The organism is Hwangdonia seohaensis (genome assembly GCF_031932625.1).
Taxonomy (GTDB): Bacteria; Bacteroidota; Bacteroidia; order Flavobacteriales; family Flavobacteriaceae; genus Hwangdonia; species Hwangdonia seohaensis.
This window is the reverse complement of sequence record NZ_JAVSCK010000003.1, coordinates 584461-611047: the sequence shown is the minus strand read 5'-3', so window position 1 is coordinate 611047 and position 26587 is coordinate 584461. Positions and strand designations below refer to the sequence as shown.

General features: G+C 35.2%; 23 protein-coding genes and 1 pseudogene. 8 read left to right on the top strand and 16 right to left on the bottom strand.

All coding sequences use genetic code 11. The features are described 5' to 3' along the window. Positions 1-7: 7 nt before the first annotated feature. From RNZ47_RS11755 to RNZ47_RS11695, 13 genes are all read right to left on the bottom strand, one after another. Positions 8-1093 carry a galactosyltransferase-related protein gene (locus tag RNZ47_RS11755; RefSeq protein WP_311940209.1) on the bottom strand — a complete coding sequence of 362 codons (1086 nt, stop codon included), beginning with the start codon at positions 1091-1093 and terminating at the stop codon, positions 8-10. Beyond that, the gene (locus RNZ47_RS11750) at positions 1093-1686 is read right to left on the bottom strand and encodes a methyltransferase domain-containing protein (protein WP_311940207.1); all 594 of its coding nucleotides are present in this window, start codon (positions 1684-1686) and stop codon (positions 1093-1095) included. Before RNZ47_RS11750 ends, RNZ47_RS11755 begins: the two co-directional genes overlap by 1 nt. A gap of 15 nt (positions 1687-1701) precedes the next feature. Next, complete coding sequence (locus RNZ47_RS11745; protein WP_311940205.1) at positions 1702-2727, bottom strand: glycosyltransferase; 1026 nt, start codon at positions 2725-2727, stop codon at positions 1702-1704. Beyond that, positions 2728-3543 carry a glycosyltransferase family 2 protein gene (locus tag RNZ47_RS11740; protein ID WP_311940203.1) on the bottom strand — a complete coding sequence of 272 codons (816 nt, stop codon included), beginning with the start codon at positions 3541-3543 and terminating at the stop codon, positions 2728-2730. Next, positions 3536-4522 (bottom strand): glycosyltransferase family 2 protein, encoded by a 987-nt coding sequence (locus tag RNZ47_RS11735; RefSeq protein ID WP_311940201.1) that lies wholly within the window; start codon positions 4520-4522, stop codon positions 3536-3538. The genes RNZ47_RS11740 and RNZ47_RS11735 overlap by 8 nt, the downstream gene beginning before the upstream one ends. Before the next feature lie 61 nt (positions 4523-4583). Continuing rightward, positions 4584-5690 carry a glycosyltransferase gene (locus RNZ47_RS11730; protein ID WP_311940199.1) on the bottom strand — a complete coding sequence of 369 codons (1107 nt, stop codon included), beginning with the start codon at positions 5688-5690 and terminating at the stop codon, positions 4584-4586. Beyond that, positions 5671-6372 carry a methyltransferase domain-containing protein gene (locus RNZ47_RS11725; protein WP_311940197.1) on the bottom strand — a complete coding sequence of 234 codons (702 nt, stop codon included), beginning with the start codon at positions 6370-6372 and terminating at the stop codon, positions 5671-5673. Before RNZ47_RS11725 ends, RNZ47_RS11730 begins: the two co-directional genes overlap by 20 nt. A gap of 1 nt (position 6373) precedes the next feature. After that, the gene (locus RNZ47_RS11720; RefSeq protein ID WP_311940195.1) at positions 6374-7273 is read right to left on the bottom strand and encodes a class I SAM-dependent methyltransferase; all 900 of its coding nucleotides are present in this window, start codon (positions 7271-7273) and stop codon (positions 6374-6376) included. Next, a complete protein-coding gene (locus RNZ47_RS11715) occupies positions 7266-8540 on the bottom strand; it encodes an ABC transporter ATP-binding protein (protein ID WP_311940192.1) in 1275 nt (424 codons plus the stop codon). Before RNZ47_RS11715 ends, RNZ47_RS11720 begins: the two co-directional genes overlap by 8 nt. 5 nt (positions 8541-8545) lie before the next feature. Continuing rightward, a complete protein-coding gene (locus tag RNZ47_RS11710; protein ID WP_311940190.1) occupies positions 8546-9355 on the bottom strand; it encodes a polysaccharide pyruvyl transferase family protein in 810 nt (269 codons plus the stop codon). 9 nt (positions 9356-9364) lie between these two features. Then, entirely contained in the window at positions 9365-10258 is an 894-nt protein-coding gene (locus RNZ47_RS11705) for an ABC transporter permease (protein WP_311940187.1), read from the bottom strand. 20 nt (positions 10259-10278) lie between these two features. Then, positions 10279-12756 (bottom strand): GumC family protein, encoded by a 2478-nt coding sequence (locus RNZ47_RS11700; RefSeq protein WP_311940185.1) that lies wholly within the window; start codon positions 12754-12756, stop codon positions 10279-10281. A gap of 2 nt (positions 12757-12758) precedes the next feature. After that, positions 12759-13553 (bottom strand): polysaccharide biosynthesis/export family protein, encoded by a 795-nt coding sequence (locus RNZ47_RS11695; RefSeq protein ID WP_311940184.1) that lies wholly within the window; start codon positions 13551-13553, stop codon positions 12759-12761. Positions 13554-13659: 106 nt separating this feature from the next. Here RNZ47_RS11695 and RNZ47_RS11690 point away from each other — a divergent pair, with 106 nt between their 5' ends. The 3 genes from RNZ47_RS11690 (at position 13660) to RNZ47_RS11680 (ending at position 17238) form a co-directional block, all read left to right on the top strand. Next, positions 13660-15522 (top strand): ABC-F family ATP-binding cassette domain-containing protein, encoded by a 1863-nt coding sequence (locus RNZ47_RS11690; RefSeq protein WP_311940182.1) that lies wholly within the window; start codon positions 13660-13662, stop codon positions 15520-15522. Between the two features lie 92 nt (positions 15523-15614). Continuing rightward, entirely contained in the window at positions 15615-16388 is a 774-nt protein-coding gene (locus tag RNZ47_RS11685) for an O-methyltransferase (RefSeq protein ID WP_311940180.1), read from the top strand. A gap of 277 nt (positions 16389-16665) precedes the next feature. After that, positions 16666-17238 carry a cob(I)yrinic acid a,c-diamide adenosyltransferase gene (locus tag RNZ47_RS11680; protein WP_311940178.1) on the top strand — a complete coding sequence of 191 codons (573 nt, stop codon included), beginning with the start codon at positions 16666-16668 and terminating at the stop codon, positions 17236-17238. Between the two features lie 65 nt (positions 17239-17303). Here the strand turns inward: RNZ47_RS11680 and RNZ47_RS11675 are convergent, their stop codons facing one another. Then, positions 17304-17624, bottom strand: coding sequence for a hypothetical protein (locus tag RNZ47_RS11675; RefSeq protein WP_311940176.1), 321 nt, complete (start codon positions 17622-17624; stop codon positions 17304-17306). Positions 17625-17683: 59 nt separating this feature from the next. Here RNZ47_RS11675 and RNZ47_RS11670 point away from each other — a divergent pair, with 59 nt between their 5' ends. The 5 genes from RNZ47_RS11670 (at position 17684) to RNZ47_RS11650 (ending at position 24565) form a co-directional block, all read left to right on the top strand. Next, a complete protein-coding gene (locus RNZ47_RS11670) occupies positions 17684-17905 on the top strand; it encodes a DUF2795 domain-containing protein (RefSeq protein WP_019387375.1) in 222 nt (73 codons plus the stop codon). 173 nt (positions 17906-18078) lie between these two features. Beyond that, complete coding sequence (gene secA / locus RNZ47_RS11665) at positions 18079-21432, top strand: preprotein translocase subunit SecA (RefSeq protein ID WP_311940160.1); 3354 nt, start codon at positions 18079-18081, stop codon at positions 21430-21432. A gap of 255 nt (positions 21433-21687) precedes the next feature. Further along, positions 21688-22209 carry a YybH family protein gene (locus tag RNZ47_RS11660; RefSeq protein WP_311940159.1) on the top strand — a complete coding sequence of 174 codons (522 nt, stop codon included), beginning with the start codon at positions 21688-21690 and terminating at the stop codon, positions 22207-22209. A gap of 209 nt (positions 22210-22418) precedes the next feature. Beyond that, on the top strand, positions 22419-22970 hold the full coding sequence (locus RNZ47_RS11655; protein WP_311940158.1) for a hypothetical protein: 552 nt from the start codon (positions 22419-22421) through the stop codon (positions 22968-22970). 182 nt (positions 22971-23152) lie between these two features. Then, the gene (locus RNZ47_RS11650; RefSeq protein ID WP_311940156.1) at positions 23153-24565 is read left to right on the top strand and encodes a protein kinase domain-containing protein; all 1413 of its coding nucleotides are present in this window, start codon (positions 23153-23155) and stop codon (positions 24563-24565) included. 29 nt (positions 24566-24594) lie between these two features. Here the strand turns inward: RNZ47_RS11650 and RNZ47_RS16275 are convergent. Both RNZ47_RS16275 and RNZ47_RS11640 read right to left on the bottom strand, forming a co-directional pair. Continuing rightward, a pseudogene (locus RNZ47_RS16275) lies at positions 24595-24759 on the bottom strand (IS110 family transposase); the annotation flags it as partial. Between the two features lie 262 nt (positions 24760-25021). Then, positions 25022-26572 (bottom strand): hypothetical protein, encoded by a 1551-nt coding sequence (locus RNZ47_RS11640; RefSeq protein ID WP_311940154.1) that lies wholly within the window; start codon positions 26570-26572, stop codon positions 25022-25024. Positions 26573-26587: the final 15 nt, after the last annotated feature.

Genomic DNA, 26587 nt, shown 5'->3' with positions numbered 1-26587 from the left:
ACAAGATTTAAGGTTTTTCAATAACAAATGTAATACTTTTTAAATCCTTTGAAACATTGTAATTGTACGGATTATTTCTATAAAAATTTACGATATGGAATAATAGTTTATCGTTTATGGTTTTAAGTGAATAACATTGTGTTTTTTTATTTTTAAGTACACTTTTTAGGGTTGTTTTTAATGAGGTATTTTGTTGTTTTGCACGTATTTGAAAACTATAAATTCCAGGTTTTAAATTTGGTAATTCTTGAAAAAGAAAATAATCTATTTCTGCACAGCCATTACTAATTAATTTGTTTTGCTTATTAGAATGTGCAACTAACTTTTCAAACTGTTGTTTGGTTTGTGTTTCGCCCCAATCATTACCATTAACAATTGTTTTTTTATTTTGAATAGTTTGCTTTAAATAGCAACTATTAAGCTGAACAATACCAGACACTTGCAAGTCGGCAGTTAAGCTTTCACTTTCCTTGTGCCTGTATATTTTATGCCATTGGTGCAGCATCAAAAGTTTCTCATTAAAATAATTGACATTACAACCAGAATTTTTAAGCCTTACATGAAAATCGGAGTCTTCTGAACCCCAAAAATGATAAAACTCGTCGAATCCGCGAATGGCTTTAGCAGATTTTACTGAGCACATCGTTAAACCTGTTGCCTCTTTATTACTTTTAAATTTTATAGTGTAATCTTCAAACTTTTTTGATGTTTTTGATTCTTCTTCACTTAAAAACCCCACTTGAAAATACCACGCTTCATTATTTTTTGAAAGTTCTAATGCTTTATCAATAAAAGTGGAATGAAAAATCATATCGATATCGGCCACAAAAAAATAGCCAGTTTCCAAGTTTTTCAACACACTATTTATGGCTTTGGATTTGTTCCAAGGTTGTTTTTTGGTGTATAAATAAGTGTAGTTTACAAAGCTGAAACCTTTAAGTAAATTTTCAATTTGATGGGTATAATTTTCATTCGATCCGTAATTAACAAAATGCACTTCAAAAACTTTATTTGTTTGAAACTGCAAAGATTCCAAAGAGTTTTTTACTCTTTGAATATCTCTATTACGATATGGATAAATTATTGAAATCATTAGCTTTTTAGCTTATCGAAAACGTAAATGGTTTGCTTTCTCCAAGTTTCAGTTTCAATCAGTTCAAAATTGTTTTTTTTAAAAATGCTTAGAATTTCATCGTTTGTAAAGGTGTTAACCCACCCGTTTATTTTACGATGTTTTTCACTATTAAACACATCAAAAGTGCCGTAAGAAATAATAAACCGATTTGTTTTGCTGGACAAGTTTTCTATCAATTTTGGAACATCGTAAATATACTCTAAAACACCGCTAAAAAAGATAACATCTTGAGGTTTAAAATCTGGCATTTCTCGGTTTAAATCGCATACCAGAGTGCCTTCGCCTCTATCAACAATATCAGATGGTGTGTAAACAACACCTTTGGGCAAAAATTGTTTTAAGGCCATTTTTGCGGCACCAAACTCCAACACAGTTGAGTTAGGTTTAATCCATTGTGCCATGATTTTGGTGCGCTCGTTCCAATCGTCAAAAAGCCATTTTTTCTGCTTCCATCTATCGACATCCGATTTGTTTTGCTTTGTGTTTAAGTTGGTTATAAACCTGCGCTTAAACTCGGCAACCTTAGCTTTAAAGTATTTGTAAATCTTCATTAATTTAAACGTTTTCTAAACAAAATCGTTGACTTTATTCTTGCCCAAACCTTTCCTTAAATAATACCATTTTCTTATTGGCTTTCGAGCGATTATCTTTTTAAAAACCACATTTTTTATAATATGCCTCAGCTTGGATTTCTTTAAAATTGGTGCTTTAAACGTGAATTCCTTTTTGCCTGATTCTTTCAAATTATTAAAAGCATCAAGCATCCAATCTTCTATTTTATTTCCTAAATGGTAGGCATAATTATTATAAGTTGCCAGCCTGTAACCATCATAAAACATGGATGGTTTATCTAAATACAAACCTTCGCTATCGCCTCCTAATTTGTATTTTGAATTGCAATGGGGTATACTCTCAAAAATTTCTCTTTTGTAAGTTACCGTACAATGATTACAACCCACAACGGCTTTTAAATCGCCCTTTGGAGCATCAAGAGTCATAATAACGTCTTTCCATTTTTCGTCTAACCATTCCCAACCAATGCTCTTTCCGAATTTAGTTAAAGCTTCTGGATTTTTAACTTCTGAAAACGTTATCTTCTTTGAAAAAAAGTAATCAAAAATAATATTTGATGTATAATGATTTTGGGTTCTAAAAACAGGAATTGGGCTTACCGCTGATGCTTTGGGGAATGCCTCGAACACATTCATAATTTCATTTTCCCAATCATTCATAAACAAAACATCGGCATCTGTTATGGTTAAAAAGCGTTCATCTGAAGTTCTCAAGGCTTTTAAAATACAATTTAATTTTCCTATTTGTTCTTTTTCGATAATGAGCTCGTTTATTAAGCCTTCTTGATAAAACTTTAACAATGCATTATTTACGTCATCACTACAACCGTTACTCACAACAGAAACAGCAATATTGGAACTTGCCGTTTTGTTTACGGATTTTAAACACATCTCGAAAATTGAAAACGCATCTTTATAATAACCTGTATTATTTGGAATATATAAAGGCATGATCACCCTATGGTTATAAGGTGTTTTATCAATTAATTGGTCTCTCGATATGTTTTGGCCTTCGCGCATTTACTTTTTAAACATCTTTTTAAATTGGGCATATATTTTAAAAAGCATATTCTTTTTTACCTTTTCGTTAAAAGCTTTTAGCCTTAAATAATCTTTGTAAACAAATATAAAGTTTGGAAATGCTTTTAAATACGAATCGATGTGTTTCTTATAAACATAATCGTATAATCCGTAGTAAAAATCGCCGTCGGTATAAAACCTGTTGGAGAGCGAATTGGCTTCGTGTTTTCTGTAATAATATAAAACCTCATCAATAACATAGGCTTTACCGCCATGTTTTAAAACAGAAATCCAGAAGTCCCAATCTTCAAAAGATTTTAGGTTTTCATCGTAACCGCCAACTTTTAAATAAGATTCTTTTTTAAAAACAGAACAGGCTATAAAACAATTTTTAAGCAATAGGGTTTCAAAAGTATAAGTTGGTAATTGATATACATTTTCTTTTACTCCAAAAAATTGCACTTTTGAGGTCAATACTTCAATAGCATCATCATTTTCCAAAATAGGAATGGCTTTTTCTAAATAATCTGGATGCAATTTATCATCCGCATCAAATGGAAAAATATATTTTGAGTTACTGATTTCTATTCCTTTATTTCTTGCGCGGGATAAGCCTCCGTTTGGTTTTGAAACATACTTAAAGCGTTCGTCTTTTTGCACCCAAATGGATGCTATTTCTTCGGTATTGTCTGTACTGCCGTCATTTACAATAATACATTTCCAATCTTTAAACGTTTGATTGTAAACCGAATTTAATGCTTCATACAAAAAGGAAGCTTGGTTATAACAAGGCACAATGATAGATATTTTACTCATACTCTAAACCTTTCATTATGAGCTTATTAAATCTGTTTATCCCAAAGCCTTTTTTGTTTACCAAATCTTTAGTAATTAATGCCTTTTTGATTTTCAATAAGTATGATTCTTTTGAAGAAAACAATTTGGAATCCTTTATAATATCTTCAATTTTATGAATTTCTGATTTATGGTTTTTATAATTTGGATACAGGTAATTTACTAAAAAAAACAAGATGAAATTTTTAAAACTATTCGGATATTTTTTCTGAATATAATCTTGATTTATATGCTTTTTCAAAAAATAATTGAGACTATTGATTACAGTAGCAATATAATTCTCACTTAATACTTTCTCATCCTCAACGCGATAATATGTATCGACATAATTTAACCTAGTTAAATTATATTTTTTATTTGATAGAATAGAAATATGATAATCTAAGTCCTGAAAACGCATTAGGTTTTCATCAAATTGAAAATTATTTATCAGCTCTCTTTTCCAGAGGACACTCATTATAGTCCATGGTAATTTATAACTTAAAAACAGTTTAAGATAGTTTTCTGAGCTATAATCACTAGGAAATTCGCAAATAGGTTTGTTATAATAAACATTATCTTTTATATACGATGAATTTGCAATGACAAAATCTATATTTTTCGATGTTTTAAAGGCATTCAATCGGTTTTCTAAACAGGTGTTTTTTAAAATATCATCAGAATCAAGAAACAAAATATACTCGCCTTTACTTAATTTTAAACCGTAATTTCTGCATGCATTGGCACCTTTTGGTTTTCCTGAAGGTCGGTTTTTAATTGCAAATCTAGAATCTTTGACTGTGTATTCTTTAACGATTTCTATGGTATTATCGGTCGATCCATCATCAATAATAATGCATTCCCAATTGGTGTAGGTTTGGTTTAAAACGCTGTTTAAAGTTTCGCTAATTAATGGCGAGCGGTTGTAAGCGGGAATGATTATAGATACCAATGAATCCATTAATTCAGACAAGTTTAGGGTATTTTGCTAATATAACAAATGATTAATAGCTAAATTGGAATTAAGCCAATTCAATAGTTTTTTGTAATGTTTTTAAATGCTTTTCTAAATTAAATTCTGTTTTGATTTTAGTTTTTCCAGATGTTCCCAATTGTTTAGCTAAAGTTATATTATCAATTAATTTTAGCATGTTTTCACTCATCGCTTTTACATCATGCTCATTAGATAGCAAACCTGTTTTTCCATGTTCGATAACATCTGGAATTCCTGCATGAACTGTTGAAACCACAGGCAATCCTGCTGCACTCGCTTCTAAAATCGCAACTGGTGTGCCTTCGCTATCGCCATCTTCTGCAGTTATTGAGTGCTGTATAAAAGCTAAAGATTTTTCTAATAAATTTATAAATACTTCTCTATCAATTACCCCAATAAATTGCACATTATTTTCTAAGCCATAAAACGATACCAAGTTATTACAGGTATTGAGCAATGCTCCGTTTCCTGCCATAATTAGTTGCGCATCCGGATGTGCTTCCACAACTTTTTTAAAGGCTAGAATGGTATAATACGGTGCTTTTTTATTGGTGAATCTTGCAACAGAAACAAATTGTTTTTTTGTAAATTTTGCATCTACTTTAAAAAAATCGTTATGTGGGGCACAAGGATTAAAAACGACTTTTTCTGCGTCGCAACCTAAAGTAATCAACTTCTTTTCCATGTGCTTAGAAACTGCAATGACTTTGGATGCGTACTCAAATACTTCCTTATAATTATTATGCTGTTCCATAGTACTGTTAACGCTAGCATCGTAGCCATGAAAATGAACGACTAACGGCAGCTTTAAAAATTTGCAAATGTTGAGTATTCTATGTGCCGTTGGTCCGTATTGTGCTAAAACAACTTGTATTTTATTCTTTTTTAATGATTGAATAAAAGCTGTTTCGTTAGCAGAAAATTGAGATAGTTTTAATAGCCGTTTTAATTTATTAACAACCGAAACGCTGGTAGAAAGCAACAAACCATAACCTTCTAAACATTTGGGCAATGCACCATCGTAATAATAAAACACATCGCCTTTTAATCCGTTTTTTTGTGCATGTATAAAAGTCTCGGAATACGAATGCTTTGAGGGCGATACAATTGCTATTCTACTTTTTTGCAAATCCATATAAACCGGTTATCATTTGTTCTTCTTTAAACACCACTTTTTCAGGTTGATCTTTGTTAATTAAACCCTTTATTATGGGCTTTAAAACAAAGGAAATCCATTTTCTTTTTTTACGTGAAATCCCGCTTCTTTTAACCCACAACCCCAACATTTGCGCCATAGCGGCATGCCAACCGCCAGTAGCTTGAATTTGAATGTCTTTAAATCCGCTATTCTTTAAATGACGTTCTAAGGAAAAAGGGGTGTATCGATAGGCATCATTTGGTACTTCGTGCAAAGGCCATAAAAAAGGTACTGTAAAAAAGAAAGTGCCACCGGGTTTTAAAACACGATAGGTTTCTTTTAAAATGACTTCGGGCTTTGGGCAATGCTCTAAAACCTCTGTTCCGAAAGCACAATGAAACGAATTATCTTCGAAAGGCATTTTAATGGCATCCCAAGTATAATCTGGCTTAACTTTGCTATCATAGGGCAATGCAGTTTCGATATCTAATCCCGTATAATTTTCAGCTTTTGAATGCTGCAAAATATAATCTTTATACGGCATTTTACCACATCCAACATCCAATAAATCACCTTCAAATAAATCAATGTTTTCTTTTATCGCATTAAAGATAGCAGTTCGAATGATATAATCATCTAAATTAGAATTTGTAAACGGCACATTAATAAAATTATCCATTTTATATTTTTTTAAATACTGCTAAAACATTTCTTCCCTTTATAAATTTACAAAGAATGAATTTGAGTAAACCAGGTGACATTTTATTGAACGCCCTTAACAAAAACCTTAAAGTTTTACTTTTGTTATTGGTTATTTGAAAATGAATAAAATACGAGTAATTCACATTTAGAGGCTCAAATTCCATACGCTCCAATTGTATTGAAAAAACGGTTTCTAAAGCTTTTAGAGCTTTTTTATCCCACAATCCGGCGTGGTGAGGCGGTAAATTTAATGTGTGGTACTTATCGTTTACAAACAAATAAGGGTTGTTATTTGGTACGCCAATAATTAATTTACCGTTTATTTTAAGTGCATCAATGGAAGCTTTTATAAAACTATGCACGTTGGTAATATGCTCTAAAACCTGAAAAGAACAAACCACATTGTAAACGCCTTTGTTTGTTTTTGCTTCGTTCTCGATAAGCTCATTTTTAACTGTTAACCCGTTTTTAGCACAGACTTCTGCGGCATACGGATTTAATTCCAATCCAACTGATTGTATATTAGAGGCTTTTAGCATATTTAAGAAGGCTCCAAAACCAGACCCGATTTCCAAGACCAGATCATGTTTTTCAATATAATTCAATGCTCTTTTATGCTCCCATCGTTCTGAATAATAATTTGATTTGTTTTTTGATAAATCTTCGTAAAACCTTGCATCGCCAACAATTTCAAAAGGATAATAAAACCGATATCCTGTTTTTTGGCATTTATAAAGGCTGATGTTTGGTGTTTTAAAAAAGCGCGCTACTTCAATATTCAAAGCTTTGTATTTGGATATAATGGTTTCAGAATCAAAGGTTTCAATTAATTCTGCATTTTTTCCGTTTAAAAACAATGGGCTTTTTATATTATTCATCTTTTAAAACTACCTCCCATTTTGTTTTGTCTTCTTTATAAATCGCTGAACCATCTGCCCAATAATAGGGCCTTTTGTTTTCGTTAATCACTTCAAACGGGCAAATTTCAAATAATGTATCGTATTTAGATTTTGTGAAATTATCGGCAAAATACACATTCAGCCTATAACGCCCTTGGTACAGTTTGATTTTTTCTATAGTTGATGTTAATATGAACTTTCCTTTTTTGTTACAGAACGCAATGTCGTTTCTTAAAATGAGTTCGTGGATTATCGGAACGTTTTCGTTGTTCAATATTTGATATGAAACTGCTGGTTCTTTAATGGTCGCATTACAATGCAATTCTATTTCAATTTTTAAATCTTTATTAAACTCGTGCAGTCTACCTTTGGTACTTGTTTTTACACTAACGGATTTAATATAAGTACCGCTTTTATTACTGCTTCTTAAATAGTTACAAAAGTTTTTATTGCTTGAAGATAAGTACGCATCGATAACGTCATTGATTTTTCCCGTATAGGCTATTTTACCATTTTCCAACAAAACGCCACGAGTGCACAAGCGTTTAACCGCTGCCATATTGTGACTGACAAACAAAACGGTTCGTCCTTCGCCTTTGCTAATATCCCGCATTTTACCGATGGCTTTTTTCTGAAATTCGGCATCGCCAACAGCTAACACTTCGTCAATTACCAGAATTTCGGGTTCTAAAAAAGCGGCAACTGCAAAGGCTAAGCGCACAGTCATACCTGAAGAATAGCGTTTTACTGGCGTATCGATATAGCGTTGGCAGCCTGAAAAATCGATAATATCTTCAATTTTAGATTTTATTTCAGCTTTGGTCATTCCTAAAATTGCACCGTTAAGGTATATGTTTTCCCGTCCTGTCATTTCTGGATGAAATCCTGTGCCAACTTCCAACAAAGAAGCAATGCGTCCTTTGGTTTTAATTTCGCCTGTTGTTGGCCCTGTAACTTTAGATAGTATTTTTAAAAGTGTAGATTTTCCTGCTCCATTTTTTCCTATAATGCCAAGTACTTCGCCGCGCTGTACTTCAAAATTAATGTCTTGCAAAGCCCAAACATACTCTGAGTTTCCTTTGGTGCTTCTATCGTTAACATCGCCCACTTTTAAATACGGGTCTTCTTTTCCTCTAATTCTGCTCCACCAACGGTTTAAATCATGGCTAATAGTGCCCGTGCCCACAAGTCCCAAACGGTATTGTTTGGAAATATTTTTAGCTACTAAAATAATATCATTACTCATAACTTTTATTTAAAAGGGCAAGACTGCATTAATTCTTTTTTTCGTTGTTTCAATAGCGCATTATCTGCCAATAAAATAGGGTTATTTTCATCTAATAGTTTTTCAATTAAAGCTTCATTTAAGTCTTTTGGGTTTATAAAAACTTCATCTTGAAATGGCACTCCAACCGATTCGTAATAATCATAAAACTTAATATTATCGCCAGATAACTTATTGGAAAACTTGACCCACAACGCTGGTATTTTATATGCTTGGGCAACGATAACACCGTGCAATGATGATGAGATGATGCGTTCGCACTCTAAAATTTCATCAGTGGTTTTTTCTACATTATAAGTTAATAAATCTATCACATTTACCGAAGTATTATTTGTAAAATAATTATTAACTTCCTTATAATCTACATAATGTGGAATGATACCAAGTTTATATTTTTTTTCGATTTTAGGATTATAATAATCTGGCATTAATAACGCAGGATCACCATAAAATTCGAGGCAATTAAAGCCTTTTTCTAAAACTCGTTTTCTGGTTTTTGGGCCTCTAACTGCCAAAAATTTAGCATCGCGAATATTATCATCTTTTTTTATGATGCCACTTCCCCAAACGATCGAGTTTTTATTAGCCGACGATATAATGCTCCCGATAGCCAAATAATGTTTAAATATGTGTTTATATAAACGTTTTGATGGATGACTAACAGTTATTATCTTCTCCTTTGAAATTTTCTCAACAAGATATTTAGACATTAAATCGCCATAATTCTCTCTTCTGTCTTCTCGTTTTTCTTGCCACCAAAATAGTCTTATTTTCATTTGTTTTAACTAAATAGTATCAATAAAAGTTTTTTCGGTTTTATTAAAAACAATTAACCCTAACAAAAAAGTAACCAAACATATTACGCTTATGTAAATAAGATCGCTCATTTTAAAAGCACCAGTTCCCAAGGTCATATATCTGAACATTTCTATTATTGTTGTCATTGGGTTATATTCAATAAACGCACCTGCAAATTTTGGGATTACGCCCGCTTCAACCTTTTGTTTAATAAGTTCCATGGGGTACATGACTGCCGATGCATACATTAACAATTGTACACCAAACCCCACCAAGAAAGTTAAATCTCTGTATTTAGTGGTCATCGATGAAATTATCATTCCTAATCCTAAACCTAAAAACCCCATTAAAACTATTAAAATGGGCAGTAAAATTAATTCTATCTGTGGCAAACTATGGCTTGCTTTGTCAGTAAAAAAAACAAAATACATATAAAAGCAAACGAATACTAAAAGCTGAATACCTAACTTTATTAGATTTGAAACTACCGTAGACATGGGCATAATTACCCTTGGGAAATATACTTTTCCGAATATGTTTTGGTTTTTCTTAAAAGTATCGCTTGTGCCCTTAATACATTCGCTAAAATAATTCCAAGAAGTGATTCCTGCTAAATTAAAAAGAAATGCAGGAATACCCTTGCCTACTTCAATATCAGCAATATTATTAAAAACCAAAGTGAAAATAATAGAGGTAAATAATGGTTGGATAAAATACCACAAAGGCCCTAAAATGGTTTGTTTGTAAAGCGTAATCACATCTCTTTTTACAAACAAAAACAGCAAATCCCTGTATTGCCAAATCTCCTTAAAATTCAAATGAATCAAACTTTGTTTTGGAGAGATGGTATATAACCAATTATCGTTTTTTGACGTATTCAATGTGTGTTTTGGGTTGTTTATTAACCTATTTTAAGCCAATTTTTTACTTTATCTACAAACGTTTTCTTTTTAGTGTTTTCATGATAGGCATTGCCGTAAACACCATATCCATAACTATAACCGTAACCATAACCGTAACCATAACCATGGCTTTTGTTATGCTTATAGAAATTCAACACATAACTTACATTTTTCAATTCTCCTGTTTTATGCTTCGCATTTACAAGTTCTAACATCCCTTTTTTTGTGTAATTCAATCTAATTACAAATAAGGATGCATCCGCAAATTGCGAAAGTTCCAAAGCATCGGTAACCAAACCTAATGGCGGCGAATCGAGGACAATCATATCATAGGTTTTCCTTAATTCTTCAATCAGCTCGGTCATGGCATCGCTCATCAATAATTCCGAAGGATTTGGCGGAATGGGGCCCGAAGTAATCACATCTAAGTTCTCAATATGGCTTTTAAACGTTACTTCTTCCAAGCTTTTATCCCCAATAAAATAGTTAACGATTCCGGTATTATTATCGATATTAAAATCGCCAAAAATCTTGGGTTTGCGTAAATCCAATCCCAAAAGAATCGTCTTTTTACCCGATAAGGCATAGGCACTAGCTATGTTAATAGAGCAAAATGTTTTGCCTTCCCCACTCACTGAAGATGTTAACATAATGGTACGCCCGCCCTTTTTATCGGTTTTTTTATAGAAAAACTGCAAGCTGGAACGAATGGCCCTAAAAGACTCTGCTACAGCCGATTTTGGTTTTTCATGAACCACTAAGCTATTATCGTGTTCGAATTTACCCACCAAACCTAGTATGGGGATTTTTGACAGACGCTTTACTTCATCGGCACCGTGAATGGTGTTGTCCAAGAGAAACAGAATAAAAACCAGTGCAAAAGGCCCAAAAAAACCAACTAGCAAGGCCATCATGTAATTCAAATTTTTGTTAGGCCCTATCAATGCGCCTCCAACATCTTTGGCGGCTTCAATTATTGAAATATCTGAAATATTTGCGGCTTTAACAATAGCGGCTTCGCTACGTTTGGCCATATACACATTATAGGCTTCTTGACTTATATTTAAGTTGCGTTGGATTTTTAAATACTGTTGTTGGTCTTCGGGCAAATCGTTTAACCTGTTTTGTAAATTGGCCTTTGTTTGCCTAACGCGATTAAGCTGAATGTTTATTGTTTTTTTTGTTGAAGCAATGGTTTCCAACAACACGTTTTTTTCGGCATCAATGCTTCCATCCAATTCCTGTAAAGATGAAGACCCTTCCTGCACCAATTGCTCAAGCTCCTGCCTTTGTATGGCCAATGCCGTTATTTTACTTACGCTACCCGCAATGTTCATCTCTTCAATCCCTACCGATGTTGGAGCGGCAATTTTGGTGTAATCTGTTTTAGTTCGTAAATAATCTGCCAGAATACTTAAATACTGTAATTTAGATTGGTTTTCTTCTTCACGCGATTCTAATTCACTTATTTTTTCCGAAATCTGTAAAAGCTCTTCATCCACATTAAACATTTTGGTTTGCTTTCTAAAAGCATTCATCGTGTCGGTAATGGCTTTTAATTCCGTGTTAACAATACTTAAACTGCTATCAATAAACTTAATGGTGTTTGTGGCGTATTGGTTTTTCCGCTCTAAATCCGTGGTACTTAAAATGGCTGTCGTGGCATTCAAATAATCAACAATTTTTTGCTTGTTATTTCCTGATAAAGCCAATGTTAATATAGATGACGATGTTTTATTGTAAGGTGCTACGGTTAACCTTCCTTTGTAGCCGTTTACAACACCATCAAAATTTAAAAACTGTATAAAATATTCTGAATCTGGCGCAATGGCTACATCGTCTTTTAAGTTTAAAGTAAACTTTGCAAACGCCAAATCAACGGGCTTGCCAACTTCAAAGATTTTAGAAAACTTACCCTTTGGTACGGCAACACTTTGCACCGATTTATCGCTGTATTTTTGAGTTGTGGCTTTATCGTTTTCAAAATCTATAAAAAGCTCGTATTGTGTATTGCTAAGAAATTTTACACCTATTGGTTTTCCAAGTAATTGCCCCTTGTTTTTATCTATATCAATGTAAAATGGCGCTTTTTTATAAATATCTTCTTTTCGGTATTTCCCTTCTTTTAAATATTGAATGTAAAATTGTAACGAATCAACAACAAGCTCGTTATGGTTTCTGGTTTTTAATGCTATAATGGTTTTGCCCACTTTACCGGAAACGCCGCCCCAATTAAACGAAATACTGGTGTTCGCGGTAAAAAACGGATTTTGGTCGTTCTCTAAAGATATTAAGGAACTCAATCTGTAAATATTCTGTTTTCTATCATTAACAGAATACGCTACAAACAAGCCTATGGCGATAGAAATTACAAATAATTTCCAGAATTTTAACAGCTTAAACAGGAAGCCCCTTAAATCAAAATTAAGGCTCTTTTGCTCGGAGTATTCTATATCTTCTATATCGTCGTAAGCCATGGCTATATCCTATCTAAAAGTAAAATAGTTGTTGTAATTAATGATAAAACGGTAGCAATTGCTCCAATATTCTGAATGGCGTTTGTACCCGTTCCCCAAGATTTTTGTTTTAAGGGTTTCACGTAAATCATGTCGTTGGGCTGGATATAATAGTAAGGCGAATTCATAACATTGGTATCGGTTAAATCCAGATGGAATATTTTTTGCCCTTGGGGAAATTGCCTAATAATCAACACGTCTTTTTTATCGCCGGTGTCTGGTATATCGCCAGAATTCGCCAGTGCTTCAAAAATATTAACACGTTCTTTAAAAATGGTTTTGGTGCCCGTACTCCCAACTTCGCCCGTAACGGTGTATTGTAATCCGGTTAGTTTTACGGTTACAAAAATATCGTTGGCGGCTTTGTATTCGGTTTCCAATAATTTGTTTTCAATAATCTGCTTTATTTCATCCGTAGTAAAACCCAGCACATTAATTTCGCCCAATTTAGGCATCAATATATTGCCGTGTAAATCCACCGTAAACCCATCAAAATATGCACGCTCTTCGCTACTGGCATTCAAATCGCCTTCTCCAATGGGATTAAAAATCTGTACTGTTTCTTGCTTTGCAGCCTTAATTCTAATATTTAAAATATCGTTGATTTGTACCCGATACGGCTTTTGTTTCTCAACAATAATTTGGGTTGAATCCGTTGCAGTGTTTTTATTTTGAAGGTAAAGCGTGTCTTTGTAAGGGACGCAGGACACTGACACAGAAGCAATGGTTAGTAAGGCTATTAAAAATAATCTTGTCATACTGAGGCACGTTGATATCCAACAAATATAACTTTTCGTCTTGAACAATAAAACATATATCAGTATTTTTGGTTTTTTATCCGTTATTTGCAGAAAAATTTTCCCTTTGAATTATTTAACAGTAGAAAACATATCGAAATCTTACGGCGAGGTAACGCTTTTTAAGGACCTTTCCTTTAGCATCCACAAAGACCAAAAAATAGCTTTTGTCGCTAAAAATGGTACGGGAAAAACCTCCATTTTAAATATTCTTTCGGGCGATGACCAAGCCGATTCCGGCAACATTATTTACAGAAAGGACATTAAAGTTTCATTCCTCTCCCAAAACCCCAAATTTGATAACGCATTAACTGTTGAAGAAACCATTCTAGCAAGCGAAAACCCCATTTTAAAAGTGATATCAAATTACGAAAAGGCACTTTTAAATCCAGATGATGCCGAAGCTTATCAAACCGCATTTGATGCTATGGAACAACACCAAGCGTGGGATTTTGAAACCATTTACAAACAAATCCTTTTTAAGTTAAAACTTGATGATTTAAGCCATAAAGTGAGTGCGCTTTCCGGTGGACAAAAAAAGCGTTTAGCACTAGCGAATGCTTTAATTAACAAACCCGATTTGTTGATTTTAGACGAGCCCACCAACCATTTGGATTTAGAGATGATTGAATGGCTCGAAGACTTTTTTGCCAAAGAAAACCTCACGCTTTTTATGGTTACGCACGACCGTTATTTTTTAGAGCGCGTGTGCAACGAAATTATAGAATTAGATGAAGGGCAACTATACAGCTACAAAGGCAACTACTCGTATTACTTGGAAAAACGTGATGCCCGAATTGAGCGGGAAGCCGTTGAAACCGGAAAAGCCAAACAACTCTTTAAAAAGGAATTAACGTGGATGCGCCGCCAACCCAAAGCGCGAACCACAAAATCGAAATCCAGAATTGATGATTTTGCCGATATAAAACACCGCGCCCACCAGCGCAGAAACGACCACGAAGTGCAGCTGGAATTGAATATGGAGCGCTTGGGCAGCAAAATTCTGGAATTCCACAACGTATCAAAAGCGTTTAAGGATAAAATTATTCTCGATAAATTTGAATACACCTTTAAAAAAGGCGAACGCGTTGGTATTATTGGTAAAAACGGCACCGGAAAAACCACGTTTTTAAATATTTTAACCCAAACGGCCCAACCCGATTCTGGGAAGGTTGTTAGGGGCGATACCGTAAAATTTGGTTATTATACCCAAGACGGCATCACCATAAAACCCGAACAAAAGGTTATTGATGTGATTCGTGAATTTGGAGATTACATTCCGTTAAAAAAAGGACGACAAATTAGCGCACAACAACTGTTGGAACGTTTTTTGTTCAGCCGAAAAAAACAATACGATTTTGTTGAAAAACTAAGTGGTGGCGAGCGTAAACGCCTATATTTATGCACGGTTTTAATTCAGAATCCCAATTTTTTAATTCTCGATGAGCCCACAAATGATTTGGATATCGTTACCTTAAATGTGCTTGAAAGTTTTCTTTTGGATTTTCCGGGATGCATTATTGTGGTTTCGCACGACCGGTATTTTATGGATAAAGTGGTCGATCATCTTTTTGTTTTTAAGGGTGACGGGGTTATTGAGGATTTCCCCGGAAATTACACCGATTATCGGGTTTATGAAGATAGCCAACCTGTAATTTCTGAAGTTACCGAAGATAAAAAAGACCATACTTCTTGGAAACAAAATGAAGCTTCAAAACTATCGTTTAACGAAGAAAAAGAACTGCGGAACATTGAAAGCAAACTAAACGCTTTAGCTTTTGATAAAAAAGAACTGGAAAACAAATTCAATAATCCGGATTTATCGCAAGATGAAATCAATAAACTGTCTGACGAGCTTCAAAAAATCATTGACACTATTGAAACCAAGGAGGAACGCTGGTTTGAATTGTCTTCTAAATTAGAAGATTAGTTTTTTTTCTCGCAAAGACGCAAAGACGCAAAGTTTCCCGAACTCTGAACTCTGAACTCTGAACTCTGAACTCTGAACTCTGAACTAAAATAATGCTTTACCAAATAAAACAATACATAAAATTCCTTTTAAAATCCAGCAACCAACACGGTGTGCATTCGCCTTTTGTTTATAATTTGGTAACCAAATGCTTTTACGATACCTACAATTTCCCTGCGTATAAAAACATTATAAACTACAGAAAAGCACTCCTAAAAACGAAAACCAACATTAAAGTAACCGATTTAGGTGCAGGCTCGCGAGTTTTAAAACACACAAAAAGACGCGTTTCCGACATGGCAAAAAATGCGGGTACCACCTATAAAAGAGCCAAACTTTTACACAGATTGGTTCGTTATTTTGAATTTGAAACGATATTGGAATTGGGCACATCGTTGGGCATAGCCACTCAAGCGATGCACTTAGCCAACCCCAAAGCAAATATTACAAGCATTGAAGGTTGCCCGAATATTTCAAATTTTACGAAAGCCAATTTTGAAAAACACAACCTAAACCACATCACCGTTATTACTGATAATTTTGATAACGCAACAAAAGCATTGGCATCAAACAAATACGATTTCATTTTCTTTGATGGCAACCACCAAAAAGAAGCGACTTTACGATATTTTGAAACTCTACTTAAAACCGCACACAACGATTCAGTTTTTATTTTTGATGATATTTATTGGAGTAAATCCATGACCGAAGCTTGGGAAACCATAAAACAGCATCCAAAAGTTACAGTAACCATTGATACCTTTTTTTGGGGATTTGTGTTTTTTAGGACAGAACAGGTTAAGGAACATTTTACAATAAGAGTTTAGATGTTAGCTGTTACGTCGTTTAGCTGTTATTCCTGCGCAGGCAGGAATCTACTTTGGAGTTTTAAAATATTCTTGTGTTCTAATAATTCACTTAAAGAAAATTGCTCGATAACTAAATTACGTTTTTGATTGTGGGTTCCTGCCTGCGCAGGAATGACAAAAACAAAAACATCCGTGTCCCGATAGCAATCGGGATTGTGGGAATAAAAAGTCTAAATACAAGCACATAAAACTTTGCGCCTTTGCGCCTTTGCGAGAAATGATTTAACTTCGTAATATGAAAATCTACACCAAAACAGGCGACAAAGGCACCACGGCATTATTTGGCGGCACGCGCGTACCCAAACACCATATTCGTATTGAAAGCTACGGAACAATTGATGAACTCAACTCGCATTTGGGCTTAATTCGCGACCAAGATATTAATGAGCACTACAAAGCCGTATTGATGCACATTCAAGATCGATTATTTACCATTGGCGCAATTTTGGCCACCGACCCTGAAAAAGCGATTTTAAAAAGCGGTAAAGAACGTTTAAATATTGAAAAGATTACCGCAGAAAACATTGCACGCTTAGAACAGGAAATGGACACCATGAACGAGGCGTTGCCACCAATGACGCATTTTGTGCTTCCGGGTGGGCATCAAACGGTGTCATTCTGTCATATTGCACGCTGTGTGTGCCGTAGGGCCGAACGTTTGGCCTCGGCACTTAACGATTTGGAACCTTTTGAGGCCAATGCCCTAACTTACTTAAACCGGCTTTCTGACTATTTGTTTGTGTTGGCACGAAAGTTGTCGTTTGACTTGCAAGCAAATGAGGTGAAGTGGATTCCTGAGAAACATTAAACTAAATTCGTCATTGCGAATTACGCTTTTTTGCGTAATGAGGCAATCTTTTAAATTGCAACAGATTACCACGTCGCAAAAGCTCCTTGTAATGACAAGTAATTTTCTATGGGTACGTTATCCGCGTTAGGGATTGCAGCGAAAAGCCCGCAGCGACCTTTTTTGGGAGCGAGGACTTGTAGCGTAAAGCCCGACCGAAGCGTTTCCTGCAAGGTTTCTTGTACTGAACTTGTTTCAGTATCCAACCTTGTAGGTATGAAGCGAAGGGAACGCCCAAAAAAATAATCTTGCTTTATTTGCCATAAACCTGAATCTGCAACGGTAATTTTTAGCGGTTTAAAACGCAGGTGGGATACGTTCTTAAAAATAATAATGAAATAAATCATTTTTTCCTTGCGTGTTTAAACTAAAAATTTATTTTTGCAAAAAATTAAACGCATAAAAAATGTATTGGACTTTAGAATTAGCATCGTATTTAAGTGATGCGCCTTGGCCAGCAACCAAAGATGAATTGATAGATTACGCTATTAGAACTGGCGCACCGTTAGAAGTTGTTGAAAATTTACAATCGATTGAGGACGAAGGCGACTCGTATGACTCGATTGAGGAAATTTGGTCAGATTATCCAACCGACGAAGATTATCTTTGGAATGAAGATGAATATTAATAAAACATAAAGATAAGTTAAAAAGTCTCGATTTGAGGCTTTTTTTTTATTCTGAATCTTTATAAAATAATTACATAATGTATCTTTGAGTGCTTTTAAAAAAAGCATCAACCAAAATACAAATAACTAATTACACTTAGCTCTGCCTAAGCGTAAACATAAAACATACACCCATGAGTTTTTTAGATTCTGTACTAAAAATGTTTGTTGGCGATAAATCCAAGCAAGATGTAAAAGCTTTAATGCCCATAGTTGAACAAGTTAAAACTTTTGAGGCCGCATTGGAAGCTTTATCGCACGATGAACTAAGAGCCAAAACAGCCGAATTTAAAGGGATTATTGCCGAAACACGCAAACCCTTTAATGAGCGAAAAGAAGCTCTTTTAAAAGAAGCCGAAGCTACCGAAGATATTGATAGACGTGAAGATATTTACCAAGAAGTCGATAAAATTGAAGACGAAGCTTACGACGCTGTTGAAAACACCTTAAACGATATTATGCCCGAAGCTTTTGCCGTGGTTAAAGAAACCGCAAAACGCTTTGTGGACAACACGAATATTACGGTTAAAGCCAATGAGTTTGACAGATCGTTATCGGGCGACAAAACGTATGTAACCCTTGATGGCGACCATGCCATTTGGGCTAATTCGTGGGATGCCGCCGGAAAACCCATTACCTGGGATATGGTGCACTACGATGTGCAGCTTATTGGCGGTGTGGCATTGCATCAGGGTAAAATTGCCGAAATGCAAACGGGTGAAGGTAAAACCTTGGTAGCTACATTGCCCGTGTACTTAAATGCGCTTACCGGTAAAGGTGTGCATTTGGTAACCGTAAACGATTATTTGGCAAAACGTGACAGCGCGTGGATGGCTCCTATTTTTGAGTTTCACGGATTGAGCGTAGATTGTATTGATTACCATCAACCAAACTCCGCAGCGCGTATTAAAGCCTACAACGCCGACATTACTTACGGCACCAACAACGAATTTGGTTTCGATTATTTACGTGATAATATGGCGCATTCGCCAGACGATTTGGTACAGCGTCCGCACCACTACGCCATTGTTGATGAGGTGGATTCGGTTTTAGTGGATGATGCGCGAACACCCTTGATTATTTCCGGTCCCATTCCGCAAGGTGAACACCACGAGTTTAACGAACTGAAACCCAAAGTTGACGATATTGTTTCGGTACAACGTAAATACTTAACGGGCGTTTTGGCCGAAGCTAAAAAGCTTATCAAAGCGGGCGACACTAAAGAAGGTGGTTTTCAACTGCTTCGTGTGTATCGTGGTATTCCAAAAAACAAAGCACTCATTAAGTTTTTATCTGAAGAAGGTGTAAAACAATTGCTTCAAAAAACCGAAAACTTTTACATGCAGGACAACAACCGCGAAATGCCAAAGGTTGATGCCGAATTGTACTATGTTATCGAAGAAAAAAACAATCAAATAGAACTGACCGATAAAGGTATTGAATACCTTTCCGGTAAAGACAATCCAGACTTTTTCATCATGCCAGAAATAGGCATTGAAATTGCTAAAATTGAAGAACAAGGCCTATCGGCCGAAGAAGAAGCCAACCTTAAAGAAGACTTATTTAAGGAATTTGGTGTAAAATCGGAACGTATCCACACGCTTAATCAACTTTTAAAAGCTTATGCTTTATTTGAAAAAGACACCCAATACGTGGTGATGGAAAATAAAGTTATGATTGTTGACGAGCAAACGGGTCGTATTATGGATGGCCGTCGTTATTCTGACGGATTGCACCAAGCCATTGAAGCAAAAGAAAACGTGAAAATTGAAGATGCCACCCAAACCTTTGCTACGGTAACGCTTCAAAATTACTTTAGAATGTACCGCAAACTGTCGGGTATGACGGGTACTGCGGTTACAGAAGCTGGTGAGTTTTGGGAAATCTACAAACTGGATGTGGTTGAAATTCCAACAAACCGCCCCATTGCCAGGGACGATAAAGAAGATTTGGTTTATAAAACCAAACGCGAAAAATACAATGCGGTTATCGACGATGTTACAAGATTATCAGAAGCCGGTCGTCCGGTTTTAATAGGAACCACTTCGGTTGAAATTTCCGAATTACTTGGTAAAATGTTGAGTATTCGCAAAATATCGCACAATGTATTAAATGCAAAACAGCACAAAAAAGAGGCTGAAATTGTAGATCAGGCAGGTAAAACGGGACAAGTAACCATTGCCACCAATATGGCCGGTCGTGGTACCGATATTAAGTTAAGCGATGAAGTTAAGGCTGCCGGTGGTTTGGCCATTGTAGGTACCGAGCGCCATGATTCGCGTCGTGTGGACAGACAGTTGCGTGGTCGTGCCGGTCGTCAAGGAGACCCGGGAAGCTCGCAGTTTTACGTATCGTTGGAAGATAATTTAATGCGTTTATTTGGTAGCGAGCGTATTGCGAAAATGATGGATAGAATGGGATTAAAAGAAGGCGAAGTGATTCAGCATTCCATGATTTCGAAATCTATTGAGCGCGCCCAGAAAAAAGTTGAGGAAAACAACTTTGGTGTTCGTAAGCGCTTGTTGGAATACGATGATGTTATGAACGCGCAACGTGAAGTAGTTTACAAACGTCGCCACCACGCTTTATTTGGTGAGCGCTTGCGCGTAGATTTAGCCAATATGATTTTCGATACGTCGGAAGGTATTGCCGAAACCAATAAAGGTGCCAACGATTTTAAGAATTTCGAATTTGAATTGATTCGTTATTTTTCAATGAGTTCGCCCATTACGGAGGAAGAATTTGGGAAGCTTACAGCACAGGAAATCACCTCGAAAATATACAATGCCGCTTTTGATGGTTACAAGGAAAAAATGGCTCGAAATGCCGATATTGCTTTCCCCGTTATTAAAAACGTATATGAAACCCAACGCGATAAATTCAAACGTATCGTGGTACCGTTTACCGATGGTGTAAAAAGCCTAAACGTGGTTACCGATTTGGAGAAAGCCTACGAATCTGGCGGAAAACAATTAATTACCGATTTTGAAAAGAACATTACGCTCGCCATTATCGACGATGCTTGGAAAACCCATTTACGTAAAATGGACGAGTTAAAACAATCGGTGCAGTTGGCGGTTCACGAGCAAAAAGACCCCTTATTGATTTACAAATTTGAAGCGTTCGAGTTGTTTAAAGCGATGATTGACCAAGTGAACAAAGATGTAATTTCATTCTTGTTTAAAGGGGAATTGCCTCAAGAAACACAAGACACCATTCAAGAAGCGCGAGCCCGTAAACAGGAAAAACTAAATATCCAAAAAGATGAGATTCCTAATTTAGACGAGCGTTCTGCGCAAAACAGAGCAGCCGGCAATACGCAACGCCAACCAGAAGTGGTTGAAACCATTGTTCGGGACCGACCCAAAATTGGACGTAACGACCGCGTTACCATTAAGCACGTTTTAAATGGCGAAAACAAAACCTTAAAATACAAACAAGCCGAACCTTTAATTGCCAAAGGCGATTGGGTTTTGGTTGAGGAATAAACGTCATTTCGAGGCGTCCCGATAGCAATTGGGGCGACGTGGTAATCTTTTAAATTGAATCTCGAAACTCCAGTTAACAGATTGTCACATCGCGTAAAAAAGCGTGATTCGCAATAACGTAACATTTTAAAATCCCGATAGTGTTTCTATCGGGATTTTTGCTTTTATAAACTTGATGTTTTAATTTATAAGATAATACTGTCTTAAATTGTTGTAACTTGCTGAAAATCAAAAAACCAATTAAACACTAAATTTATGAAAGCAAAACTATCATTTACATTGATTTTAATTTTTGGAATTTTAATCACCGGATGTAAACAAAAAGAGGAACATGTTGAAGTTGAAGACGTGAAGATTGACCTCTTAAACGACGACTTTCCAGAAGCCAAACAAGAAGTAAAACAAACCATGGATAGTATTTCAAAAAGTGCGCAGGATGGCGACATTGATAAGTTAATCTCTTTCCATGCTTACAGCCCAAAGTTTACTGAATTTAAAGATGGACAACCCCGAAATGACGGCGAAGAAAATGAAAAATATGAACGCAATGTATTTGGTTCGGTCTCAGAAATATTGAAATTTGATATGAACGACATGAAAATTGCGGTTTATGGGCAAGTAGCAAATGTAACCCTTCATACAGATTTTCATTTAAAATTTGGCGAAGACCTTGTAGTGGTTAACGAGCAAATGACCTTGTTACTTGTAAAAACCAAAAATGGTTGGAGAATAGTACACGAGCATCATTCGCCTTTAATAATGGAAGAAAACAAATAACAGTACCGCTTTAAAGTATTAATAATCCTGATAGTTTGTCTATTGGGATTTTTTGTTTTAATAGTTTAAATCAATTTGAAATTGTGAGAAAAAATATCTAAATTCGTTTACAGCATTAATATGTGCATTAACTATTACACACATAATTGGTATATAGTTAATATTAATTATATATAATTGTTGGCAAACATTTGACCTCACTCAGACGCATGGATGAAAAAATTTTAATTAAGTACGTTGATGAATTGGTAAATGACTTTTTAAATAGTCCTTTCCAAGATTTCACCACTAATGAGTTTTTAAATGAAAGCCAAAGATTTCGGACTGAAAACATGAAAAAATCTGAGCGTATGGACTTAGAGGATTCAATCATGGATTTCGGTCTTAAGAAAAAGTTGTTTAAAATTGTTGAGGGGCGGATTTTAATGCTAGATGAAAAAGGCATTGAACTCAAAGACTTTGGACAAGGATATTTAAAGTTCGAGAAAAGTTTAAAGTCAAAACCTTTAGATTGGTATAAAATCGTTCCTATCATTCTGACTGTTGTTTTTGGTTGCTTAAATCTTTATCAAAAGTCTGAATATAGTGGGTTAAAGAATCGATTTGAAATTTTAAAATCTGACTTCGACTCTCTGACTGTTGAACGTGATTCTCTAAAAATTGAATTGAATCGTTTAAATAATAAGCAGATTGAATATAAAGACAAGTCATTACCAGCCACATCACAGCCCAAAAATCCATCTGACCTAAAAACCGACTGACCGATTTAAAAAAACGATTTGCCAACAATGTGTAAAAACCATTGCTTCGGACGTTTCCTTCGGAAAGTCCTATCTTTTCTTTTTGTTCTGTTCTTTTTTCCATAATTTTCTCTAAATTTACGCAACGGATTCTTACACGTAGCCGTTAGCTGCAATGTTCTCTAAAAACGAAAACTACACAAATGACATTAAAATGGGATGATAAAGAACAAATAGGACGAGGAGGAAACGGAAAAGTTTATCGTGTAGAAAATACACAAGGAGAAGTTTTTGCAGTTAAAGTTCTAACTCGAGTAAAAAACAATAAAGCATACAAAAGATTTAGAGACGAAATTGAGATCATAAATCAATTAGATGATGTTAGAGGTGTAATAAAAATTATAGAATATAACTTACCCAAAAAACTAAATAAAGGAGAAATCGCCTATTATTTAATGCCATTGGCAACTCGATTAGAAGACTATTTATGGGGAAAAAGATATGAGCAATTCTACAGCATCATATTAAAATTGGCTGAAACATTAGTTCAGTTGCATGAATTGGATATTACACATCGAGATATTAAGCCAGAAAACATCTTAGTGGTTAATGACCAACCTGTCTTTTCTGATTTTGGATTAGCTCATTTTCCAAAAAAAGAAAAAGTTTCTAGCTTAACCGAAAGAATTGGAGCTGTTTGGACAATAGCACCTGAAATGAAACGAATATCATCTGCAGCTCAATTTAAAAAAGCAGACATATACTCTTTTGCTAAAACCTTATGGATATTAATCACTAAACAAAAACAAGGTTTCGAAGGTCAGTATGTTGAAAAAAGTTCTATTTCTATTGAGAATTTTGTCGATTTAAAAATCAATGACCATTTTGGAACATTTGGAGAATGGAGATATGAATCTCTTATTTTATTAGAAAGTTTAATAAAAGATTCAACCGATAATAACCCATTGAATAGACCAAGTGCTTTAGATTTTTATTCAAGACTTAGTGATTGGTACAATACTAGTTCAGTATTGGAAAAAAGAAATAATTATGAATGGGAACATTGTCTAACTAGAATTTTCCCTATTTCAATTCCTGAGAGTTCATCATGGACAAACCCAAAGGAAACTCATGACATTTTGCAGTTAATATCAAAAGAATATGATCAATTGAACTATTCCTTTTTACCTGAACATGGTGGAATTGATATTTATAAAATTGATTACGCGAAAGAGAAAGATTGCTTAATAATAAATGATTATTATGTTGTGAACCCAAAAAGGTTAATTTTTGAATCAATGGGCAATTTAGATTTTAGTTATTTTTTATTGCAATTAAATGATGTGTCACCTTTGGATATCGACAACAAAAATCAAATAAGAGAAGCTCTCTTTTTAACTGAAGATGGAGATTATTCAATGTCGCAAACCAAAGTGAAAAATAAGGTCCAAAGATATTTAGGTGGCTCATTTGTTATTACAAGAAAAACGTCAATTTTAAATAAGATTCGAGGCAATTTTGATGGTCATTTAGGAATACATGATAAGAAAACACCAAAAGAATACAGAGCTCTTGTTCAACGACTAGTTACAATATCAAACAACACAGACAGCTAACAAATAACTAAGTTAAAAAACAAGCAATTTTAAGCTAATTTAGAAACAAAATTCTCATCATAGGGCAATCCGCTTTTTGAAATGGCAAAAGCTTGTTTCTACAACTAGTTAGTTACCGCTATCAACGCTAGTTTTGCGCTCTTTTTCTTAGCTACGATCCTATCAAAAAGTGCCTTACATGCCCTGTTGTATTTTCTAATTTGGTTGCTAAAATACACAACGAAATTATGTACAAAACCCGTTATCCAAACCACTCCAAAAAACAAAAGACTTTTCGGGTTTAACATATAAGCCAGCAAATATGTGCGTTAGGGATTGAAATGGAAATCCTTTTTGTGAGGCACGAGCAAAAAGATTGTATTGGAAAGCCCGACCCCGCTTCGGGAGCCTCAGCGAGCAAGTGGGGTAACGCCAAAAAAAATAAAATAAGAATTTCTGAAACTAAGGAAGAAAACACTACTGCATCACCACATTGCTGTACTTGGCATTAACCACAATGGTTTTGTTGGTTTCGGTGTTATTGGTTGTAAACGAAGAGAGGTTATTATCGGTAGGTTTTTCGGGGTGCTTAAAGCGTGTGCGTGTGCCTTTGTACTGCAAATTATGGCCTGTTTTTGGCAGCGTTATTACGGCATCGCTGTTTTGAAGAATAAGGTTTAGATTGTTAAAAGCATCGTCGATTTTTAAGATTTTCAGGTTGCCAATGCTGCCATCGATTATGGCGCTGCCCAATAGGTTTTGTATTTCGATATTTGAAGAATTGGCGCTTAATACCAGCTGTCTTACATTGTTTAACTCGGCATGTTCAACGTATTTTAAATTGAGTTCTCCCAAATTCCAATGCGTAACGTAAACTGGCGAATAGGAAGCATTAATGGAAGTAGAACTCCCATTAATGCTATGTGCTGTAAATTTGGTATGCGATAGATCTGCTTTTAAATTGTCGATGTTTGAGGCGAATTCTATTTCGCCATGCCTAACGTTTACTTTTAATTTAGCGCCTTTTGGCATTTTGATACGGATGGTTTTTTTAACTTTTGAGTTAGACTTTTTGTTAACCAAGCGTTCGATTAAAACGCGACGCTCGTCTGATAGTTTTTTGCGTTCTTTGGCGTGCTTTTTATGTACTTCTGCCCGTTCTTTATGGGCTTTGGCAAGTTGTTCGGCCCGTTCTTTATGCGCTTTTGCCTGTGCTTCGGTTCGCTCTTTATGAGCTTCAACGCGTTCTGTTTGTGCTTTCATGCGTTCTGCAAAACGCTTGCCCCAAGCTTCCATTTTTTCGGCATAGGCTTCATTGTCCCATTTGCCTTCAAACTTTTCTGCCCATTCTTCCATTTGTTCGGCGTATTTTTCGCCCCATTCCTTTCCGAATTTCTCGCCCCAAGCTTTCATTTTCTCCTCGTAATCCTTACCAAACTTTTTTTCGAAATTTTTGGTGTATTCTTCCATATACTTTTCGCCATCTTTTTTATAGGCATTATAATCGAAATAAATTTTATTTACGCCCTCTGGCAATTCGGGCAACTCTGGCATTTTTGGCATTTTTGGTAATTCCGGCAATTCGGGTAATTCTGGCATATCGGACATATCAAAGTGGAAATCGAAATCGGGCATATCTGCCAATTCAAACTTCAACTCTTTTAATACGGCGTGTACAGCCTCATTATCTTCATCGCTGCTATATGCCCAAAGGGATGATGAATGCCCTCTGGTTTTTATTGAAACCTGCCCTTGCGAACCCGCAACATTTACGTCCCAGTCTTTTAAAACGGCTTCTAATTCTTCTTTGCTTAAATCGTCGCTTTCAATAAAGGCTTCAATTTCCACTGTGCCTTTGTTCCAGGTATCGAATACAATATTGCAATGGCTTGTGTTTAAATCGATGGTAACGTCTTTATCTACTTTAATGGATTGCGATACTTTGGTTAGTTTTTGTTGAGCCAATAAACTGCTCGAAATAAAAAACACTAAAGCAAATTGTTTGATTTTTATAATTGTACTGTTCATTTTTTTGATTTTTTT

Coding starts and splice junctions, on each gene's coding strand:
- RNZ47_RS11755 (WP_311940209.1), bottom strand. CDS start 1,093: ATGATTTCAATAATTTATCCATATCGTAATAGAGATATTCAAAGAGTA.
- RNZ47_RS11750 (WP_311940207.1), bottom strand. CDS start 1,686: ATGAAGATTTACAAATACTTTAAAGCTAAGGTTGCCGAGTTTAAGCGC.
- RNZ47_RS11745 (WP_311940205.1), bottom strand. CDS start 2,727: ATGCGCGAAGGCCAAAACATATCGAGAGACCAATTAATTGATAAAACA.
- RNZ47_RS11740 (WP_311940203.1), bottom strand. CDS start 3,543: ATGAGTAAAATATCTATCATTGTGCCTTGTTATAACCAAGCTTCCTTT.
- RNZ47_RS11735 (WP_311940201.1), bottom strand. CDS start 4,522: ATGGATTCATTGGTATCTATAATCATTCCCGCTTACAACCGCTCGCCA.
- RNZ47_RS11730 (WP_311940199.1), bottom strand. CDS start 5,690: ATGGATTTGCAAAAAAGTAGAATAGCAATTGTATCGCCCTCAAAGCAT.
- RNZ47_RS11725 (WP_311940197.1), bottom strand. CDS start 6,372: ATGGATAATTTTATTAATGTGCCGTTTACAAATTCTAATTTAGATGAT.
- RNZ47_RS11720 (WP_311940195.1), bottom strand. CDS start 7,273: ATGAATAATATAAAAAGCCCATTGTTTTTAAACGGAAAAAATGCAGAA.
- RNZ47_RS11715 (WP_311940192.1), bottom strand. CDS start 8,540: ATGAGTAATGATATTATTTTAGTAGCTAAAAATATTTCCAAACAATAC.
- RNZ47_RS11710 (WP_311940190.1), bottom strand. CDS start 9,355: ATGAAAATAAGACTATTTTGGTGGCAAGAAAAACGAGAAGACAGAAGA.
- RNZ47_RS11700 (WP_311940185.1), bottom strand. CDS start 12,756: ATGGCTTACGACGATATAGAAGATATAGAATACTCCGAGCAAAAGAGC.
- RNZ47_RS11695 (WP_311940184.1), bottom strand. CDS start 13,553: ATGACAAGATTATTTTTAATAGCCTTACTAACCATTGCTTCTGTGTCA.
- RNZ47_RS11685 (WP_311940180.1), top strand. CDS start 15,615: ATGCTTTACCAAATAAAACAATACATAAAATTCCTTTTAAAATCCAGC.
- RNZ47_RS11680 (WP_311940178.1), top strand. CDS start 16,666: ATGAAAATCTACACCAAAACAGGCGACAAAGGCACCACGGCATTATTT.
- RNZ47_RS11675 (WP_311940176.1), bottom strand. CDS start 17,624: ATGATTTATTTCATTATTATTTTTAAGAACGTATCCCACCTGCGTTTT.
- RNZ47_RS11670 (WP_019387375.1), top strand. CDS start 17,684: ATGTATTGGACTTTAGAATTAGCATCGTATTTAAGTGATGCGCCTTGG.
- secA (WP_311940160.1), top strand. CDS start 18,079: ATGAGTTTTTTAGATTCTGTACTAAAAATGTTTGTTGGCGATAAATCC.
- RNZ47_RS11660 (WP_311940159.1), top strand. CDS start 21,688: ATGAAAGCAAAACTATCATTTACATTGATTTTAATTTTTGGAATTTTA.
- RNZ47_RS11655 (WP_311940158.1), top strand. CDS start 22,419: ATGGATGAAAAAATTTTAATTAAGTACGTTGATGAATTGGTAAATGAC.
- RNZ47_RS11650 (WP_311940156.1), top strand. CDS start 23,153: ATGACATTAAAATGGGATGATAAAGAACAAATAGGACGAGGAGGAAAC.
- RNZ47_RS11640 (WP_311940154.1), bottom strand. CDS start 26,572: ATGAACAGTACAATTATAAAAATCAAACAATTTGCTTTAGTGTTTTTT.